Raw genomic sequence first — 18,361 nt, 5'->3', positions numbered from 1 at the left:
AAAGAAATATAGCAATAACTTATAATATAATTATTTAATTTTTAATGGAAAAATATTTGGATTTTTACGAGTGCTTAGTCACTAAACCTACATATAGCCCAACTACTATACAAATCAAAATTTAAGAACATGGTAGTTAAGTGATGAAAAAAAGTTTATTGGGCGGCCTTATTCTGTCTTTGTGTACGACTCAAGCTTTTGCATTAAATATTTTATTGGTTAATGATGACGGTCTAACCAGCAATATCAAAGCACTCTATGATGAATTAAAAGCAAATGGTCATAACGTGCTTGTGTCTGTACCATGTTCACCACAAAGTGGTCGTGGTGGTGCAATTGTCATGTACAGTTCAACAACGATTAACGCAGATAATGATAAGCAAATTACGGCTGAAAACGGTTGTCACAATGGTGCAGCACCGATTGGCGCACCTGCGGCTGGAACCTTTACCAAAGCGGGCTATACCAATGGCGACTGGAATTACACGCATGGTACGCCAGTCATGGCAACCGTTTATGGACTAGACGTGGTTGCACCAAAGCATTGGGGTAAAGCACCAGACTTAGTTTTATCTGGCCCAAATGAAGGCCAAAATGTCGGAAAAGTCGTTGTACACTCTGGCACGATTGGCAATGTACAGTTTTCAGCAGGTCGTGGCATTCCATCTATCGCATTAAGTGCCGATACCAACACGGTAGATGACAAAACTTTAAATAACCCTAACTCTGCGATTGTGGCAAAGCAAACCGTAGTGTTATTAAAAGAATTACAAGCTAAGGCAGGCAAGGGCCAGTTGTTGCCAAAAGGCATTACCCTCAATGTGAATTTCCCTAAAAATTTAACAACCAGTACGCCGTTTGCATTTTCAAAAATTGGGACGTATGACTTATATAAATTAAAGTTCCAAGTGACCAAAGATAGTAAAGGCAACAACCAATTTGGTTTAGGAATAGACGCGGCACCATCGGCACCAACTGCCGCTCAAATGTCGGATGAAAGTGCTGTAATGCAAAGCAAAATTGCTGTGACTGCCATGCAAGTTGCTTATGACCAACGACCAGCAGGTCAAGAATGGCTTAAAATCCGTTTAAAAAGCTTATTTAATAAGTAAGGAGAAAGACCATGAAACGTTGTTTATTGGTTTTACTCCTTGGGTTTGGATTGGCGGCTTGTAATGACAATGATCATGATGACCAAGTCTCGACTGAAAAACCTGCCTTAGCACCAAGCTTAGATGTCGGTACTTATATTATTAGTACCGAAACTGATGAAGAGTTACCTATGGCGGGTAAATACTATTCTGGCGCAGATGGAACTAAATTATTGGTTTTAGATGATGATGAAAACCGTGCCAAGATTGTGATGAGCTACGATGCCAAAAATAAGACTTGGAAGAGCAACCAGTCTAATCAAGCGATGACAGTTGAATTGGCACATTATGAAAAAATTGCTGATCAAAAACTTTTGCTTAATCAATTGGTCGGCACCTACGATTTATCGTTTCCAGATGGAACAACGGTAAATGCCGAGGTGAATGCACAAGGCAAAATTGTCTCGAAAGATCCAAATTGTGTGTTTACGGGTGTGATCACTGAAAGTGCATTAGCCAATACGGCAAACTATCAACTTACCGATAACAAGTGTGATGCGCTAAAAAATAACTCGAAAGGTTATGTTGTGGTAGATGAAGATTTAGAGCCTATGAGTTTTAGACTTGTATCTGACACGGTTGCATCAAAAGACATTTGGGCATTTGCACAATCTTAAAAATAAAAAAGACAACGGATTCATTTCGTTGTCTTTTATTCCAACCTATCTTGCGCCGTTGAAACAGTTAACATGGTTTGAAGGTAATAGTCGACACGTGACTGATTATTTTCTTTATGTGAATTATGCGCATTAAAAGCTGCATCATGAAGTTTTACGACTCGAGCGATCGGGTTCAAACCACAACGAATTAAATATTCTTCGCGTGTTTCATCTTCACGTTTAGTTAATGCATCTACTGCATCACGGACTTCTTTTCCAAATAAGCTTTCGATTTTTTCTAGGGTAAGAGGCGTGTCTTCAACACTATCGTGGAGAAGAGCGGTAATAATATAGACTTCTGAAAATTGATGCTCGATTAATGAATTGACCACACCTTTAATATGGTAATCAAAGTAATCATGAGGACCATACTTTTGACCTCGATGCGATTCTTTTGATAATTTCTCTGCCAATTCAACTTTATTTTGAGTCATTTTTTGCTCTTATTACTTTAAGTATATGACACGGCCTAATGGGCGAGATGGGTAGTTTAAGTCATAATTTTATACTGAATAAGCTACTTTGTTGTGAATACTCTCGTTTGTTTGGTGAATCTCCACAATGTAATATTCAACATATGAAAACGGATAAATAAATTATTGCTATCTATAAATATGAGATGCGCAAAAATTTGCTCACTTTTATCTAAAATAAATCAAATTGAGCAAATATATTCACAAAAACTTATTTTTATAGTATTTTTGAGAAAATAATTGCTCATTTACACGAATGAAAAAATTAACAATACAGGCTTTACTAAATAAAAACTGGATAGATATAGCAGAACTAAAACTGCTGAAACCTAAGTTGGGTTCGGCTAGCGCCAGTGAACTAGAATATGAATTGGATTATGCAATTCAATATTTAGACAGACGAGATGAGCACGCCTGTAGTTTATCACTTCCTGTACAAATTCTTATCAAACACGAATCGGACACATGGTTTGGCTTTTTAGATGATATTGTTCCATCTGGCGCTGCACGCCGTTATTGGGTGAATTATCTAGATTTACAACGCTTAACCTATGCGGAACAAGAAAGTATTCTATTAGAAAAAGGTGGGATGGCACCTGTTGGTAATTTACGAATTAAAGAAGCATTGCCTCCACTAAACCCAGAGTCAACCTTGCACTTACGTTATTTTAGTAAGGAAGATGTGGCTGAGCGTAATATTGATTTTCTGGAATATGCTCAACAAATGGGAGCAATTAGTGGTGGTGCAACTGGTGCAGGCGGTGAAGCTCCCAAGTTGCTTATTCGTGTTTCACCAGAACAAAAAGTCTGGATTGACACCTACCAAGAAAAATTTGATCAGCCAGATCAGCATTATTTAGTTAAATTTCCGCGAAATAAACGTAGCGAGATTGATTGCGATATTCTCAGAGCTGAATATTATTACTATCAAATACTCAATGAGTTAGGTTTCAATACGATAGAGACGACTCAAATGCAGCTCATTGAAGGTACAAAATATCCGTCATTGTGGCTTCCAAGATTCGATACAGAATGGTGTGATCAATATTGGCACCGCTATGGTCTAGAGTCTGTGTATTCGGTACTAAATAAGTCTTCTGGCAGTCATCTTAATCATTTTGAAGTGATTGAAGATCTATGTAGATTACTCACAAGTATTGATTCAGATTTTGATGTACCACAATTTATTTGTGAGTGGTTACAACGAGATTTACTCAATATCATTTTTGGTAACTCAGATAACCATGGGCGTAATACATCATTTCTAAAAAAATCTGGAAAAATTTATCTTTCGCCTATTTATGACTTTGCACCTATGAAAGCCGATCCGGAAGTTGTGACCAGGTCGACGACTTGGGGAAGTCCGTACGAGGAAGGTGGTGAATACCGTTGGGCGCAAATTACACAAAAACTTGCTCCTTGGTGCGATCCCGATTTATCTCTAGCAACATTAAGGACTTTGGCGAATAACCTGCTTGGCTTAAAGCAACGATTAGTTGATAAAGGTGTACCAAAACAAATTATTGAAATGCCAGCGCTGTCATTTGATTACATAGAAGCTAAATTGAAAAGATGGGAACTGCTATGAATGTAAAAAATCAAACCAAAGACCGTCAGCAGATTCTTATAGATTTATATAAACAATATTTGTTGAGTGAGATTACTTTGGGGCAATTGCTATCGTATTTACGCAAAAATGTGTTGGGTTTGTCGCAAGAACAATATGCTAATTTGGTGGGTATAAGCCGTCGGACTTTAACGGACATTGAGCAGGATAAAGGTAAACTCACTCAGTCTGTGTTAGATAAAGTGTTTAAACCACTTGGTTTAAAAGCAGGGCTTGTACCTACGCATGAACATATTGTTAGCAAAATTATAAAGCCAAACGAGTAAGAAACTATTTAAATGTTCACAAGGGAACGCTTGTGAACACTAAAATGATAATTTTTGAACCAATCTAATATATAAATTTTTTCAACTTTAAAATTTAACTTAATGATATAAAAGCAGATTGTAAATATTACTTAAGAATATCCTTAATTATGTAATTAAATGAAAAATAATAATTATTTAAATATTTTCTAGCCAATTTCACATTGACACTTCAAATATTGGAGATTACCATTTGCGGGCTGGCCTACATCGCCAGACGGTTTTAGCAGACCGTTCACTCCGCATCAGAATTTATTCCTTCTGAGGGATAGTTCTATGTGTACCTCTCGTCTCTTTCCCGTAGCGGTAGGACGGGAGAGGGACACCTACGGGTGTGCTAGTTGAGTGACTAGTCTGCTAACCCTCTTTCGTTCTGCCACCATAAATCTTATGCTTTGGCAGAACTCCATATATAAGGAGTTAGCTTTGCGCATCCATCATTTCTTGGCACCCATTGCCAAAAGCTATAACAACACAGCTTAAAACATTTAACACAGCTTGGTCGCCGTAAGGCTTTTTCAGGCTTTAACTCGTTATTACTTAAAACTTTCATCAACAACTAAAACTTGAGATGTGCTAGGCACAGTCTTTACGGCTTTGCTACGCCTTTTTTTCACCTTTAGAAAAGTGGAAGGCTTTTATATCTCATTTATATACAACAAAAAATTTAATTTATAACGGTAAAAATATGCCAAATTTAGTTCTCCCAACACGTGCATTAAAAGTCGTCAATAAATCAATTGAGCTGTTCCATTACAACGGGTTTCATATCGTGGGTGTCGACAGACTTGTGAAAGAGTCAGAAATACCAAAAATGACGTTTTATAACTACTTTCAATCTAAAGAACGCTTTATTGAAATCTGCCTGATGGTGCAAAAAGAACGACTTCAAGAAAAAGTAGTCACTATGCTCGAATACGACCACGACACAAGCGCAGCCGATAAACTCAAAAAGCTCTATAACTTACACGCAGACATAGACGGGCTGTATTACCTATTATTTAAAGCCATTTTTGAAACGAAAAATAACTACCCAAACGCCTATACAACCGCCGTGAGATATAGAACATGGCTCACCAACGAAATATATAGCCAGCTTAGAGCACTTAACCCCGATGCTTCTTTTACCGATGCCAAACTATTTTTATATATGATCGAAGGCGCTGTCATTCAGCGTTTAAGCTCAGATGAAGTTGATGAAAGGGGGTTGGAGGTGTTTTTGAGGGGGATGGGGTGAGGGTATTATTATAGCTATTTTATAATACCCTTTTAAAAATGTAAGTTTAGGTGCTTTTCTGAGAAGAAATTAAGTATTGCAGGCTTCAATATGTTTAAAGATCTTTTCGCAAAGTTCTTTTGCAGGTTCGGTAAGCACCCAATCTTCGTAAGTCATTAAAATTTTGCATATTTCACAAAAACTGACTTTGTCATCAATTGTACCAGAAGCATCTGAAAATAAGCGAGGTGGATTTGATTGAAGTAATAAGTTCTTATCTTTGATAATAATCTCATCAATAATTTTTCCGATACCTTCACTACTTATAAAATTAGTAGAAGAATTCAATTGATCGATATCAAAATTAGAAGTATCTTTAGTAAATCCTCTATGATTTAGATTGATAATGGTTTCATCGTTTAATGTGATTTGATCCTTTGTTTTATTTATTCCTTGAAACTTTATCAAACATGCCTTATGAATTATCGATGAATCCAATGTATTTTCTATTTCTTTACAAGGTAGAATATAAACATTCTCTGGTTTTAATTCAGATTCCCATTCTTGTAATCTTTTTGCTTTTCCTTCATTATCCCCGTCCGCTAATAATAATATATTTTTAGAAATAGCTTTGGCAGTCAGGCCTTTGCTATTTTCAAGAAATTTTAGTGCCTCTTCTTTTGATGGATAATCATCAATAAAACTCCAATGTGTTATGTTTCCACCAGCATATTCAATAAAAGTATAATGGAAGTTAGGCATAAAGCTTTTGTATTTTTTATACTTTTCAGGTTTTGAAAATTCGATTTCCTTTAAATATTTATCCATTAATTTAGATAAATACATTCTGTCAGTAACGCCTTCAACCCAAATTGTACAATTAGCTAGATAAACAGATGAGGGGCGAACTCCTAAAGATGTTAATAATTCATGGTCTTTGTCACAATTATAAATTTTGAAAGAAAACGTCTTATCATCATCTAATACTTTGATAATTTTTTGAATTGTGACTTGATCTGATTCATCTACCATATCTAACAAGTGGTTAGAATGTGTGGTAAAAAAATAGTAATGCTGTGTTTCATTTAAGTAGAAATTCATTAACTGACGCACCATTCCTGCGTGCATGTGTAGTTCAGGTTCTTCTATAAAAAAAGCATGAGTCTTATCTTTTTTAATAAAAGCCTCATAGGTCATAATGATAGCTTGTTGTAAACCATCTCCTAATTTATAAATTGGAAATTGTTCTTCATCACCAATTTTAATATGGACTACGTCATTTTCATTTCCATTCTCATCTTTACCAAACATCGGAATTAATGTAACTACATCATTATCAAAAAAATATTGACTCAATTTTTCTTCATATTTTTTGATAAGTTCACGTTGTTCAGGTTTACCAAGTAAGTGAATTTTTAATTCATAGTATAAACATTCACCGGTAATTATATTTTCAGCATTAAACCTAGACTTATCTTGAAAGTAATCCTTTTGGGCACGTTCCAGATAAGGTTGTTTATTATTTATATCTGTTACAGGTCGCATACCTCTTAAAGTAGGGATATAAAATTTATCTTGAAAAAGATCATTTATCTTTTCTATATCATCTTGACTAAAATTAATATCTTGATAATTGGCTTCCGAGCGATAATTCGTTGGTAATCTGGAAAACATTTGATCTATTTTTGAAATATAATATATAAGTTGGTTGAAATTACCTATTTTAGAGTTTGTGAAAAAAGCATCATAATATCCTTTCATTTCTATTAATTTTTCACGATGTTGAGAAAAATCGTTAATTAACATAAAATTTTTCAATCTTTTGATATTTTTTAAAATTTCAATATGTCTAAAAAAATTGCTAGGATAATCGGAAATAAATAAATTTCTAAGAAAACGGCTTTTTCCAGAATTATTTTTACCGATAAAAAAATTTAGACGCTTTATTTCAATAATTTCGCCATAGTCTTCCACATTGTCAGAAGAATATTGATCTAAATCATGCCCCCAATAGTATAATTTTTTGTTCATTTGAAAACTCTGAAATTTATAGGCTAAGTTAATTAATCATATAAATTTAGTATATAAAACTATGAAAATATTAACAATGATGAGAAAATTGCTTAATTGAAAGTTGTCTTTTCTACACATGCTAAATCTAATTAAGGATTGCGAACCATCCTAATAAATTTTTTTCAAATAACTTTGAGAAGAAATATGAAAAATATTGAAATTTTAGAAATAAATGAAATTGGCGATTATGAAGAAGGCTTATCGCTACTGTTAGAAGATTCTATTAATAGCGGAGCTTCAATCGGTTTCTTAGCTCCCGTAGAAAAGGACGATGTTTTAAATTATTGGGGTGAGGTCAACCATAAATTAGCACAAGGTAGTAGCCGTCTATGGATTGCCATTCAACAAGGAAAAATCGTAGGTAGTGTCCAATTATCCTTAGTAAGTAAAAAGAACGGCGTTCATAGAGCCGAAGTTGAAAAACTCATGGTGCTCACATCTACAAGAAAACAAGGGATAGCAACATTACTAATGAATGAACTAGAAAATTTTGCACGAGAAAAGGGCTTGCGATTACTTGTTTTAGATACACGTGAAGGCGATGTGTCCGAACTTTTATATAGCAAAATTGGATTTGTTCGTGTAGGTGTAATTCCAAGTTTCGCATTAAGCTCAAACGGGAACTATGACGGCACAGCCATTTATTATAAGCAGCTTGTTTAGTTGCTATAAGTATCTATAGAGCAACTCATTGATCACTTAATTTTTATATTCAAAGTCTTTTCAAATAAATATTCAGTTAAAAATTTCTAGCTGAGAGGGGTATTATCTTCAATCTTTTGCGCTGATTTTAGAAAGGAAACAACTCTCAACTAGAAAATTTAGTCAGAAACTATCTGAGTTTATAAAGTGCTCATATCAATGACAAAACGATACCGCACGTCAGAACGTTCTAGGCGCTCAAATGCCTCATTAATTTGATCCATACGAATCATTTCACAGTCAGGTAAAATATTTTGACGGGCGCAGAAATTCAACATTTCCTGAGTTTCAGCGATACCGCCAATCATAGAGCCTGCAATTCGACGGCGGCCCATAATCATTGGAACGGTAAACGGCTCTTCAAGTAACCCTAATTGCCCAACCACTACAAAAGTTCCATCAATATCTAATAATGGAATATAAGGGTTAATATCATGTTTTACCGGCACTGTATCCAAAATCACATCAAAGCCATTCAATGCTTGTTGCATGGCAGCCTCATCTGAAGTATCTAACAAATGATGGGCACCCAATTGCAAAGCATCCGCTTCTTTATTTTTTGAACGGCTAAGTACCGTGACATCTGCACCTAGGCCTACAGCAAGTTTTACTGCCATATGACCCAAACCACCAAGCCCGATAATACCTACACGAGTACCGGGGCCAACATTCCAAGTACGTAGAGGAGAATAGGTAGTAATGCCTGCACATAGTAAAGGTGCTGCACGCGAAATATCTAAACGGTCCGGAATGCTTAAAACAAAATGCTCCTTCACGACAATATGTTTGGCGTATCCACCATAGGTATTTTCACCTGTGACACGATCCTGACCATTATAGGTTTCGGTCAGGATTTCACGGCACATGTGCTCTTCACCTTTTTGACATTGATCGCACGCCATACAACTATCAATAAAAGTTCCCACGGCGACATGATCACCAATTTTGAACTTGGTCACATCTCGACCAATGGCAATTACTTTGCCAACAATTTCATGACCGGGAACCAACGGGTAGACCGCGCGTCCCCAGTCGTTTTTTGCCATATGTAAATCTGAGTGGCAGACGCCTGAATATAAAATCTCGATTGTCACGTCATCGCCATTTGATTCGCGACGTTCAAATGTGAAAGGCACAAGGGACGTGCCTTGCTCTACAGCAGCATAGCCATAAGTTTTCATCTTTAAATCTCAACTTTTGAATTTATGAGCCAAGAACTACTCGAGGGTAAATAAGATCTTTGAGATCGAAGCCATTTTGCTCATTGACAATGCCAACCACTTTGTCGCTTTGATACAGTTGGTAGGCATAATCCGCTAATTGTTCAGCGCTAATAAATGCTTCTGGACTAAATAGGTGGTCGCCATCTATGCCGCCATTAACAGAAGCTTGGCCTACAAATTCGGTTGCCGTTGCACCCGGTGCCAAGACTTTAACTCGCATTTTTTTGCCTTGAGACTGCATAGCTAAAGCTAGACCTTCGGTAAACGAGGCAACATAAAACTTGGTGGCGCAGTAGGTGACTGCAATATCAAATTGGGCGTATCCACCAATTGAAGCGGTATTGATTAAGGTTGAATCTTTGTCTGCATAATCTTTTACATACAGCAAAGATAAATCCGTCAAAGCCTTAATATTCAGGTTGATCATATCGTTGGCTTTCTCTAGGTTAACATCCCATGGAAAGCCATAATCACCAAAGCCAGCATTGTTAATGAGGACATCAATCTGGAAAGAATTTAACTTTTCATAAAGTTGTTTTGCACTGCCATCTTTACTTAAGTCGGCAGTTTCAATATGTACTTTAATGGCAGGATATTTCGATTCAATATCTTGTTTGATTTGCTCAAGTGCCTCAATGCGGCGGGCAACAATAATTAAATTAAAACCTTCAGCCGCAAATTTATAGCTCAGCGCTTTACCGATACCCGAGCTGGCACCAGTGATAAGAACAGTTTTCATAGATATATTCAGCTTATAAAGAGAGGGTGAAACACGAGGTGAAGGGAGTGGAAAGTTTCCCTGCTTGAGAAACTTTCCAATTTATGAATTAAAGATGTTTTTGAAAAAATGGAATAATTTTTTCTAAGGCTTGAGCAACAGGTTCAGGTTGATCATATAAGTCATAATGACTTGCATCTTTAACCACAAAGAGGTTTTTATCTTTAGAAGCCGCTTTGCTATATAGCTCATAACCGTCACGATATGAACCGAAGCCTCCCGGAACTCCACCAATCACAATTTGTAAGGGTTGGGTGAGTAGGTGATCTGCCAAATGAAACGCATCAAACCCAACAGCAGCCGCTAAACCTGAAAAGCGAAGTTTATTTGGTGAACCTTCTGCCTGACCGCGCGGGGTTTTGTAGTAATCTACAGCTTCTTTAATATCAATATCATGAATGCCAGCTTGTTCACGCTCTTGTTGTGAGTTTGGAATGTACTGGGTAATAAATGGTTCGGCACCACGAGCTTCCGCAGTACGCTGTGCTGCAATGGCTTCTAAAGTTTTAATGGCAGCTTCAGGTGTTTGGTCGCCTTCACGCATTAAACGACCATAGTTTGCTGCAACCACAGTTGCGACTGCTTTAAAACGGCGTTCAGTCATAGCAGCATTAACAGCATAACCGCCACCACCACATACGCCTAATACACCAATACGGTTTTCATCGACATAAGCAAGCGTTGTTAAATAGTCGGCTGCACAGCGGAAATCTTCTACACGTGTTGCAGGGTCTTCAAGGAAACGTGGTTCGCCACCGCTAGCACCTTGATACGATGCATCAAATGCTAAAGTAATAAACCCAGCTTCAGTAAGTTTTTCACCATAGATTGCGCCGGCAGTTTGTTCTTTACAGCTACTAATTGGGTGGGCGCATACAATCGCTGCATATTTTTTGTTTTCATCAAAATCTTTTGGAAAACGTATGGTTGCAGAAACATCAATATCTTTATTTTTAAAAGTTACAGTTTTCATCATTTTTCTCCAAGAGAAGAACTATCTCGATGAAACCAATATACCCCTAGTGATTCATTATGATAATCCACTATAATGAGATAGCACTTATATTGAATACTTATAAATAATGAAAGAAAATCTGAATGATTTGCATACATTTATTGTGGTTGCACAGGAGCGAAGCTTCACTCGTGCGGCTGCAAAACTTAGAACTTCACAATCAGCCATTAGCCAAACGCTCCGTAATTTAGAGGACCGAATTGGTATAAAGCTATTATCAAGAACTACCAGAAGTGTCGCACCGACAGAAGCAGGTGAATATCTGCTTAGCTTGATTCAACCTGCCATCGAAGAAATAGAACATGGCATGAATCAGCTCAGTGCTTTAAAAAATGATCCGGCAGGAACATTACGTATTAGTGCCGATGAATATGGCATCCAGACTGTTTTATGGCCCGCCGTTGAAAAAGTTATACAACAATTTCGAAAAATCTCAGTCGAAATTACCTCTGATTATGGTCTGGTCGATATTGTAGATGGTCGTTTTGATGCAGGGCTTCGAAGAGGCGGTTTGGTTTCTAAAGACATGATCGCTTTACAAATTAGTGAACCTATACAAATGCTGACAGTGGCTACCAAAGAATATTTAGAACGTTATGGTCATCCTAAGCAGCCAAAAGATTTAGTTGAACATCAATGTATCAATTTAAGGTTACCCACACATGGTGAACTCTATCGTTGGCAATTTACCAAAGGAAATAAAACGCAGAGTGTTAACGTTAACGCTAAAATTGTTTTCACAACCTTATCTCCCGTGCTTCAAGCAGTAAGAAGTGGAGTAGGCATCGCTTATCTACCTATTGATATGGTTCAGCCTTATATTGAAAGTGGTGAACTGAAAGAAACGCTAAAGGACTGGCGACATAGCTATGAACCGTATCACCTGTATTATCCGCATAGACGTGAGCAAGCGCCTTTATTAAATATCTTAATCAATGCATTAAAAGAAAATTTTAATAAGGTATAGCGCTTAATCAGATTGATCTTCTTAAGCGCACTTATTTGAAATAATAAGTATTAATTCATTACTGTGGTAATCACGGACATTCCCGGACTTAAGCGATTTAAATCTTTTTGATTTGGATCAATCGCAATTCGCACCGCAATGCGCTGTACCACCTTGGTAAAGTTTCCTGTCGCATTATCCGGTTTAATAACACTAAATTCAGAGCCGGCAGCAGGTGAAATTTCTTCTACATGACCTGTGAATTTTTGATGGCCCAACGCATCGACCGTAAAAGTAGCTTTTTGGCCAATACGCATGTTTTTCATTTGGGTTTCTTTAAAATTGGCAATCACCCAAGTCTTTTGGGGAATTAAAAAAAGCAATTGAGAACCCACTGATACATATTGTCCAACACGTGGATTGACTTCACCCAACTGTCCATCCATAGGTGCATAAATCACACTATAATTTTTAGTTGTTTTTGCCTGATCCAGTTGAGCTTGGGCATTATTAACCTCAGCCTGTAAACCGACTTTAGCCACTTGCGCCGTTTTTAAAGCCTCCTTTGCAACCGACAAATTTGCTAAAGCTTGTTTAAGAAGTGCCAAATTATTTCTTTCATTGGCAAAAGCTTTATCTTGTTCGGATTGTGAGGCAGCACCAGAGCTTCCTAATTGTGAATAACGTTTTGACTCAGCCACAGAAAGATCATATTCAGCTTGAATCTGATCCACTTTTGCTTGCGCTGAGGCAATATCGGCCTGACGCTGTGCAATAGTCTGTTGTTGATTGGCCAAATTATTTTTTGCTTGTTCAACCATTGATTGTGCCTGAACTACTTTTTGATCATAGGTTTGAGCATCAATAATCAGGAGCGGTTGACCTTTTTTGACATGATCAAAATCTTTCACTAAAACACGTTTTACATAACCATTGATTTGTGAGGATAAAATCGTGGTTTGACCTTTAATATAGCTGTTATCGGTTTGTTCACTGTTTAGAGCAAATGGCGGTAAGTGCCATGCCCTGAAAATAAACAGTACTCCGACCAGTAGTACAATTGCCATAATAATAAGGGTCGATTGCTTCGGTTTAATTAATTTGGAACTAAACTGAGCTGAAGAACCCAGTGTTTGTGCTTGTTCAGCCATTTTAATTACTCACTCATGCTTGTTTGCGTGCGCTATAACGCGTCCATAACAATGAAGTCACGCCAAAGATAAATACGAGGGTTGCCAGTAGCGCATTGATTTTGATTACGTCATTAAATGCGAGAACTTGAGCTTCACGGGTAACAACTTGATTTAAAGATTTTTGTGCATAATTCTGCTGAAAATTGGGATCGGTACTGTTTTGTCGAGCCTGATTGCTATATATCTGAAGCCGAGACTCTACCGTAGCATTGGTTGTATCTAGATTTGTGTAGATCGCATTTTGATGTAGACGAGTTTGATGTTGCTGGTAGGTTGAAAAGAAAGACGTACCGATTAACCCACCTAAGTTTTGAGTAATTCCCAATAACACCGCAAAAGTCACCACACTCCATTGGCTGTGTTGTAGTACACGGAAGTAGCCAATCAATACGAGTGGTCCCATAAAAATACCGCCTGCGCAGCCAATCAAAAACTGCGAAAGGTAGAGATTATAAGTCGAATATCATGCGTGAGGCCAAGATCTAAACCGCAACCGATCAGAATAAGCAGTTCTGCAACCAGTAATTGCTGCATTAATAGGTGTTGTTTAAACGTTAAGATACTTGCAACGCTTCCAACGAGAACACCCAGCCCAATCATGCCGTAGAGTCCTACTAATTGTTCGGGTAATAAGCCCATCGCTTGTAAAAAATGTCCGACCGCATAGTTTTGTTCTGACATGAGAATGCGAATTGAAAAGGCACCGATCATAAACGTAAGCGTCGATTTCATGACAAGCCATTGGGTCACGATGAGCGGATGTTGGCGATGATGTTCAATCACAAGACCAATGACTAAGAGGACAAAGCCCAAAGCAAGGGCATAAGCAATCCAAGTGTTGTTAAACCACCAAACAATAGGGCCTTGAACAAGTACTGCACTGAATAAAGCTATGGCAGGAAAGATAAAAAGAAGGGGAAAAATATCGGCTTTTTCTAATACGGCAGCTCGGATACTACGCGGTAATTTGAGGCTGACCACCATTGCTAAACAGCATAGATAAAGTCCAAGTTCAAAATAGGCTAAATCTGTCCATCCTTCACCGTGGGTAATGCCGGGTGAAATCATCCATGCCAAAGGTAAACCAAACTGTTGTAGGCCTAAAATGACATAAATACCTTTCAGTGCTGACGGTTTTTTAAAAGACTGAATAACATAGTGTGCGCTCATCGAAGTCAGAGGAGCTGCGACAATACCTGCAAAAAATCGAACCGCTAAAGCCATTTCATAGCTATTTACAAGTAAATGTAAACCAATACAGATACAGCATAAAACTAAACTGATTTCAGCAAATAAACGAAGTCCAAACTGTTGCCTAATTTTAATGACATATAAATTTGCAGCAGTGTTTCCAATAACGAAAGCTGCAGGTAGCCAAGCTGCTTCACTTGGGGTAAGGCCAAATTCACCTTGAAAGAGCAAAGCATTGGAAATAATTAAACCATTTCCTAGACTTGCCGAGAGTGCGATAAATACACCAATAAACAAGTAAGCCACTCTCAGGTGATTCGGATGCTCAATTGAGGCAGGTGAGCCAATCAATGCTGGACGTTCTGTCTCCGTCCAGTTAGGCATAGGCTCTAAATATTTTGGCGTTCTTTGCATAACTGAAGCCTCTGCTTCACAAATTTAAGGCGTAAAAATCTACCGACGCATTTAAAATGCAATCGTTTAGATAAGTGAGAACGTAAAAAAGAACGAGAGCTGGGTACGCTTCGTTCTTAAGAAATGAGCATATTTCTAGGCTTATTCGAGCTTATGAAAATTTGTATGAAATAGCGCATATAAATTTGTACGGAAAAGATTATTGATATTGATTGTCTCAATATTTTGTAGCATGCCGTTATATAAGACACCCATCCATGTGGGTGCAATGAGTAATAGAGAAAACTCTTTTGTATTTACAGGCGCAATTTCTTTGCGATCTATAGCAATTTGGATTAATTTTTCAAATTCAACCAAATATGGGGAAAGGATGCGTCGAAAGTAAATTTCCTTAATATTTGGAAAATTTTCACCTTCTTTTAAGACCAATCGTGAAATGCCATCTCGGCCAGATTTTTCAACAGTACCCACAATTTTATCTAGATGTTCTAGCAAAAAAGAATAAACAGTTTGATTTTCCTGTAAATCTGTAGCCCGAATTAAACGAAGATCTTGTTGTAAGATATCTTCAATCACACCTTCAAAAAGTTCTTCTTTGGTTTTGAAATAAGAATAAATCGTACCATTGGCAATGTTTGCTTTCTTTGCAATATCGCTAACTTTGGCTTTAGCAAAACCCACCTCTGCAAAATGGATACGTGCAGCTTGAAGAATAGCTTCTTTGGTTGCTTGTGTTTTTTCGAGGCTAGGGCTACGTTTACGTTTTACAAGCTGAGGCTCAGTCATAGTTAATAAAAGTGATTATTTATTCATTTTTATTGTATTTAAAAATGAATATTAAGTCAATTTTATAAATTTATAGCGCTTAATGGTGTTTGGCTTATGCAAACCGAAGTTTTTTTAAACTGCTACAGAACACGAAACCTCTTACTTAATAAAGAAAAAAATGTATAACATTAAATGTTAAAAGACTTATTACACATCGCATCTATGAAGAAAAATACAAAACTTGATCAAGATAAGTTGTTTATTAAATTACTATTTAAGTCCTCATCGGAAGTAACCGAAGACGAGGTTGAATACTATCGAAAATATCCCGATCAAATTGATCAAGTCACAGCACCTATAAACATTCATAAAGTATTTTTGTGGACGGGTGCTTTTTTAGGAATTGTGGTGGTCGCTATAGCGAAATTCTTCAAATTTTCTGGCACATTAGATTTTTTGTCTGAAGGCGTGCTCGAGTTTGTGATAGATATTATTTATGAAACCGGCATTGCCTTAATTGGGGCAGCAGTCACAGCTTATGTGTTAGGTGTACTCTTAAACAAACAACAGGAAAACGCCACAAAGTGGCGAGAAGAAATTCGTAGAAAAATAAATGAGAGTGAAGAGTTGTAACGCTAAGGTTTTTCTCGCTAACCCATAGAAATTTTTATGGTAAAAATACTTTTTGGACCCTGACTACTGTATTCAATAGTACCTTTCATTGCCACAATAATTGCGTGTACAACAGCAAGTCCTAAGCCTGTACCACCAAACTCTTTATTTCTTGATTCTTCTAATCTAAAAAAAGGTTTAAACAAATCATCTCGGAATTCGGTTGCAATTCCCGGGCCTTCATCTTCAATTTTCAATGTCCAGTTTTGTGAATCAACTACTGAAGAAATTTTAAGTTTACCTGCATTTGAATAACGAATAGCATTGTCAATTAAAGCAATTAAAACTTGCTCTATACGACGGCGGTCACTAAAAACAGGAGTCGTTGTCAGATCTAGTTCTGGCACTAGCTTCGCTTGTTGCAAGCGATCTTCAAATGCATTGAGAACCTTTTCAAGTACCGACTTAAAGTCAAACAATTCATAATTTAATCTGAGTTGCTGGTTTTCGACCAAACTTAAAGTCCGTAGGTCTTCGACTAAGTGTGATAATCCTTCAACTTGGTTTAAAAGGCTTTTAAAAAGAACTTCATCAGGTTTAAAAACACCATCAATAATTCCCTGTAATCGACCTTGTAAAATGGTTATGGGAGTTCTTAGCTCATGGGCTATGGCAGCATTCCAAACTTGCGCATTTTTAACAGAAACTTCTAGCTTTTGAGCCATATTATTAAAGTTATATAAAAGTTCTGACATTTCAGCAGAATGAACTCGATTGTCATAAGCTCTAGCAGAGAGATCGCCTTGACTAATTTTTTTGGCTGCTTCTGCTAAGAAATTAATCGGTATAATGAAACGCTTCGCAAGATGCATACCGATCACTAAGGAAATCATACTGCCACAGAAGATTACAGTACATAACCAGATCCAATCTACGAGGTGGAAGCTTGTCCAGTCTTCTTGAATTGAGCTTAAAGTAATCCAGCCTTTTTCAAGCGCATAATTATAAACCAGATACCCCATTAAAATAGAAAATAGGGTAACACTTAAGTTAACGATACTTAATGCGATAAAAAGCTGTTTGCTAATTCCTAACTTATATTTCATAACATATTCTCTAGCTATATTTTTATATTATTTAGACATCATCTTTCACAGCTAGTGGATTATCCAGTCTATATCCCACGCCACGTACATTAATGAACATTTGAAGGATTCCTTGTTCTTCTAATTTTTTTCTCAGTTTACTGACATGGCTATCTACGGTTCGTTCTAGGGCATCGCTATCATTCATACAATGATTCATGAGTTCACCACGTGTAAAGACTTTATGTGGTTGGTCAATCATGAAGGAAATAATTTTATATTCGGTCAGCGTTAAATTAAGCAAGATTTTCTTATTCTCAGAGTGTATATAAACACTATGAGTGTCAGTATCAATTTCAATATTTTTATAGATCTTATTTTTATTAGAAGCTTTATTTGCAAATTGAGTTCTTCTTAATACTGCCTGAACTCTAGCGACCACTTCATTTGGGTTAAATGGCTTAACCACAAAGTCATCTGCACCTATGCGTAGTGCCATCACCTTATCAATATCTTGATCGAGCGCCGTTAGCATAATCACGGGAGTTTGAGCTTTTTGACGTATTTTATTTAGCACTTCCCAGCCATTTAGCTCGGGTAATTTAATATCAAGTAAAATTAAATCAATAGGTTGGCTAGCGTGCAATTCAATGGCCTGTTTTCCATTCATGGCACGAATCACACTCATTCCTTCACGTCTTAAATAATTTTCAATAATGTCGCCAATATCGTAGTCGTCTTCTACCACAAGAATAACTTTATCTTGGCAATCAAAAGAAAAAGAATGATCGAACATAGAAAATCTATCTATTAAAGCGCTTCAATCCATCATACGCTAAATTATCCGTGTTTCTCCACACTTCCTCCACACTTTAGCGATTATCCCTACACACTCATCAAAAATAATACGACCATCAAAAAACTCCCTAG

General features: G+C 37.0%; 17 protein-coding genes and 1 pseudogene. 8 read left to right on the top strand and 10 right to left on the bottom strand.

Features of this window, described 5'->3' with window-relative positions; all coding sequences use genetic code 11:
• Window positions 1-140 precede the first annotated feature (140 nt).
• Window positions 141-1,112 carry a 5'/3'-nucleotidase SurE gene (locus HMPREF0014_RS12170; RefSeq protein WP_079377104.1) on the top strand — a complete coding sequence of 324 codons (972 nt, stop codon included), beginning with the start codon at window positions 141-143 and terminating at the stop codon, window positions 1,110-1,112.
• 11 nt (window positions 1,113-1,123) lie between these two features.
• On the top strand, window positions 1,124-1,768 hold the full coding sequence (locus tag HMPREF0014_RS12165) for a hypothetical protein (protein ID WP_004887171.1): 645 nt from the start codon (window positions 1,124-1,126) through the stop codon (window positions 1,766-1,768).
• A gap of 35 nt (window positions 1,769-1,803) precedes the next feature.
• On the opposite strand, the gene HMPREF0014_RS12160 is transcribed toward HMPREF0014_RS12165, so the two are convergent.
• Window positions 1,804-2,244 carry an HD domain-containing protein gene (locus HMPREF0014_RS12160; protein ID WP_004887174.1) on the bottom strand — a complete coding sequence of 147 codons (441 nt, stop codon included), beginning with the start codon at window positions 2,242-2,244 and terminating at the stop codon, window positions 1,804-1,806.
• 295 nt (window positions 2,245-2,539) lie between these two features.
• On the opposite strand from HMPREF0014_RS12160, the gene HMPREF0014_RS12155 reads away from it, so the two are divergent.
• From HMPREF0014_RS12155 to HMPREF0014_RS12145, 3 genes are all read left to right on the top strand, one after another.
• Window positions 2,540-3,871, top strand: a complete 1,332-nt coding sequence (locus HMPREF0014_RS12155; protein ID WP_004887176.1) for a HipA domain-containing protein — start codon at window positions 2,540-2,542, stop codon at window positions 3,869-3,871.
• Entirely contained in the window at window positions 3,868-4,176 is a 309-nt protein-coding gene (locus tag HMPREF0014_RS12150; protein WP_004887177.1) for a helix-turn-helix domain-containing protein, read from the top strand. Before HMPREF0014_RS12155 ends, HMPREF0014_RS12150 begins: the two co-directional genes overlap by 4 nt.
• A gap of 727 nt (window positions 4,177-4,903) precedes the next feature.
• Window positions 4,904-5,452, top strand: a complete 549-nt coding sequence (locus HMPREF0014_RS12145; RefSeq protein ID WP_004887179.1) for a TetR/AcrR family transcriptional regulator — start codon at window positions 4,904-4,906, stop codon at window positions 5,450-5,452.
• A 69-nt stretch (window positions 5,453-5,521) separates the two neighbouring features.
• Here HMPREF0014_RS12145 and HMPREF0014_RS12140 read toward each other — a convergent pair whose 3' ends face one another.
• Complete coding sequence (locus HMPREF0014_RS12140; RefSeq protein ID WP_004887182.1) at window positions 5,522-7,462, bottom strand: ATP-binding protein; 1,941 nt, start codon at window positions 7,460-7,462, stop codon at window positions 5,522-5,524.
• Window positions 7,463-7,648: 186 nt separating this feature from the next.
• Here HMPREF0014_RS12140 and HMPREF0014_RS12135 point away from each other — a divergent pair, with 186 nt between their 5' ends.
• Window positions 7,649-8,167 (top strand): GNAT family N-acetyltransferase, encoded by a 519-nt coding sequence (locus HMPREF0014_RS12135; RefSeq protein ID WP_004887184.1) that lies wholly within the window; start codon window positions 7,649-7,651, stop codon window positions 8,165-8,167.
• A gap of 179 nt (window positions 8,168-8,346) precedes the next feature.
• Here the strand turns inward: HMPREF0014_RS12135 and HMPREF0014_RS12130 are convergent, their stop codons facing one another.
• The 3 genes from HMPREF0014_RS12130 to HMPREF0014_RS12120 all read right to left on the bottom strand — a co-directional run bounded on the left by HMPREF0014_RS12130 (window position 8,347) and on the right by HMPREF0014_RS12120 (window position 11,180).
• Window positions 8,347-9,387, bottom strand: coding sequence for an NAD(P)-dependent alcohol dehydrogenase (locus HMPREF0014_RS12130; RefSeq protein WP_004887186.1), 1,041 nt, complete (start codon window positions 9,385-9,387; stop codon window positions 8,347-8,349).
• A 22-nt stretch (window positions 9,388-9,409) separates the two neighbouring features.
• Entirely contained in the window at window positions 9,410-10,168 is a 759-nt protein-coding gene (locus HMPREF0014_RS12125) for an SDR family NAD(P)-dependent oxidoreductase (protein ID WP_004887188.1), read from the bottom strand.
• An 88-nt stretch (window positions 10,169-10,256) separates the two neighbouring features.
• Window positions 10,257-11,180, bottom strand: a complete 924-nt coding sequence (locus HMPREF0014_RS12120; RefSeq protein WP_004887191.1) for an alpha/beta hydrolase — start codon at window positions 11,178-11,180, stop codon at window positions 10,257-10,259.
• A gap of 109 nt (window positions 11,181-11,289) precedes the next feature.
• Between HMPREF0014_RS12120 and HMPREF0014_RS12115 the strand changes: the two genes are divergently transcribed.
• Complete coding sequence (locus tag HMPREF0014_RS12115) at window positions 11,290-12,189, top strand: LysR family transcriptional regulator (RefSeq protein ID WP_004887193.1); 900 nt, start codon at window positions 11,290-11,292, stop codon at window positions 12,187-12,189.
• Between the two features lie 50 nt (window positions 12,190-12,239).
• On the opposite strand, the gene HMPREF0014_RS12110 is transcribed toward HMPREF0014_RS12115, so the two are convergent.
• The 3 genes and pseudogenes from HMPREF0014_RS12110 to HMPREF0014_RS12100 all read right to left on the bottom strand — a co-directional run bounded on the left by HMPREF0014_RS12110 (window position 12,240) and on the right by HMPREF0014_RS12100 (window position 15,752).
• The gene (locus tag HMPREF0014_RS12110; protein ID WP_004887196.1) at window positions 12,240-13,319 is read right to left on the bottom strand and encodes an HlyD family secretion protein; all 1,080 of its coding nucleotides are present in this window, start codon (window positions 13,317-13,319) and stop codon (window positions 12,240-12,242) included.
• Between the two features lie 13 nt (window positions 13,320-13,332).
• A pseudogene (locus HMPREF0014_RS12105) lies at window positions 13,333-14,966 on the bottom strand (MFS transporter).
• Between the two features lie 141 nt (window positions 14,967-15,107).
• Entirely contained in the window at window positions 15,108-15,752 is a 645-nt protein-coding gene (locus tag HMPREF0014_RS12100) for a TetR/AcrR family transcriptional regulator (RefSeq protein ID WP_004708743.1), read from the bottom strand.
• A 204-nt stretch (window positions 15,753-15,956) separates the two neighbouring features.
• Here HMPREF0014_RS12100 and HMPREF0014_RS12095 point away from each other — a divergent pair, with 204 nt between their 5' ends.
• Window positions 15,957-16,367 (top strand): hypothetical protein, encoded by a 411-nt coding sequence (locus HMPREF0014_RS12095; RefSeq protein WP_006580906.1) that lies wholly within the window; start codon window positions 15,957-15,959, stop codon window positions 16,365-16,367.
• A 17-nt stretch (window positions 16,368-16,384) separates the two neighbouring features.
• On the opposite strand, the gene adeS is transcribed toward HMPREF0014_RS12095, so the two are convergent.
• Entirely contained in the window at window positions 16,385-17,452 is a 1,068-nt protein-coding gene (adeS, locus tag HMPREF0014_RS12090) for a two-component sensor histidine kinase AdeS (RefSeq protein WP_004887202.1), read from the bottom strand.
• Window positions 17,453-17,483: 31 nt separating this feature from the next.
• Window positions 17,484-18,227 (bottom strand): efflux system response regulator transcription factor AdeR, encoded by a 744-nt coding sequence (adeR, locus tag HMPREF0014_RS12085; RefSeq protein ID WP_004887203.1) that lies wholly within the window; start codon window positions 18,225-18,227, stop codon window positions 17,484-17,486.
• Window positions 18,228-18,361 lie beyond the last annotated feature (134 nt).

Source organism: Acinetobacter sp. RUH 2624, from assembly GCF_000162375.2.
In the GTDB taxonomy this organism is placed as follows: domain Bacteria; phylum Pseudomonadota; class Gammaproteobacteria; order Pseudomonadales; family Moraxellaceae; genus Acinetobacter; species Acinetobacter nosocomialis.
Note: the sequence above shows the minus strand (reverse complement) of the source record. Positions and strands in the feature narration are given on the sequence as shown.

Bases quoted from the DNA above. Each gene is read 5' to 3' on its own strand.
- HMPREF0014_RS12125 (WP_004887188.1), bottom strand. From the start codon at position 10,168: ATGAAAACTGTTCTTATCACTGGTGCCAGCTCGGGTATCGGTAAAGCG.
- HMPREF0014_RS12145 (WP_004887179.1), top strand. From the start codon at position 4,904: ATGCCAAATTTAGTTCTCCCAACACGTGCATTAAAAGTCGTCAATAAA.
- HMPREF0014_RS12130 (WP_004887186.1), bottom strand. From the start codon at position 9,387: ATGAAAACTTATGGCTATGCTGCTGTAGAGCAAGGCACGTCCCTTGTG.
- HMPREF0014_RS12165 (WP_004887171.1), top strand. From the start codon at position 1,124: ATGAAACGTTGTTTATTGGTTTTACTCCTTGGGTTTGGATTGGCGGCT.
- HMPREF0014_RS12150 (WP_004887177.1), top strand. From the start codon at position 3,868: ATGAATGTAAAAAATCAAACCAAAGACCGTCAGCAGATTCTTATAGAT.
- HMPREF0014_RS12095 (WP_006580906.1), top strand. From the start codon at position 15,957: ATGAAGAAAAATACAAAACTTGATCAAGATAAGTTGTTTATTAAATTA.
- HMPREF0014_RS12115 (WP_004887193.1), top strand. From the start codon at position 11,290: ATGAAAGAAAATCTGAATGATTTGCATACATTTATTGTGGTTGCACAG.
- HMPREF0014_RS12155 (WP_004887176.1), top strand. From the start codon at position 2,540: ATGAAAAAATTAACAATACAGGCTTTACTAAATAAAAACTGGATAGAT.
- HMPREF0014_RS12120 (WP_004887191.1), bottom strand. From the start codon at position 11,180: ATGAAAACTGTAACTTTTAAAAATAAAGATATTGATGTTTCTGCAACC.
- HMPREF0014_RS12100 (WP_004708743.1), bottom strand. From the start codon at position 15,752: ATGACTGAGCCTCAGCTTGTAAAACGTAAACGTAGCCCTAGCCTCGAA.
- HMPREF0014_RS12160 (WP_004887174.1), bottom strand. From the start codon at position 2,244: ATGACTCAAAATAAAGTTGAATTGGCAGAGAAATTATCAAAAGAATCG.
- HMPREF0014_RS12110 (WP_004887196.1), bottom strand. From the start codon at position 13,319: ATGGCTGAACAAGCACAAACACTGGGTTCTTCAGCTCAGTTTAGTTCC.
- HMPREF0014_RS12140 (WP_004887182.1), bottom strand. From the start codon at position 7,462: ATGAACAAAAAATTATACTATTGGGGGCATGATTTAGATCAATATTCT.
- adeR (WP_004887203.1), bottom strand. From the start codon at position 18,227: ATGTTCGATCATTCTTTTTCTTTTGATTGCCAAGATAAAGTTATTCTT.
- adeS (WP_004887202.1), bottom strand. From the start codon at position 17,452: ATGAAATATAAGTTAGGAATTAGCAAACAGCTTTTTATCGCATTAAGT.
- HMPREF0014_RS12135 (WP_004887184.1), top strand. From the start codon at position 7,649: ATGAAAAATATTGAAATTTTAGAAATAAATGAAATTGGCGATTATGAA.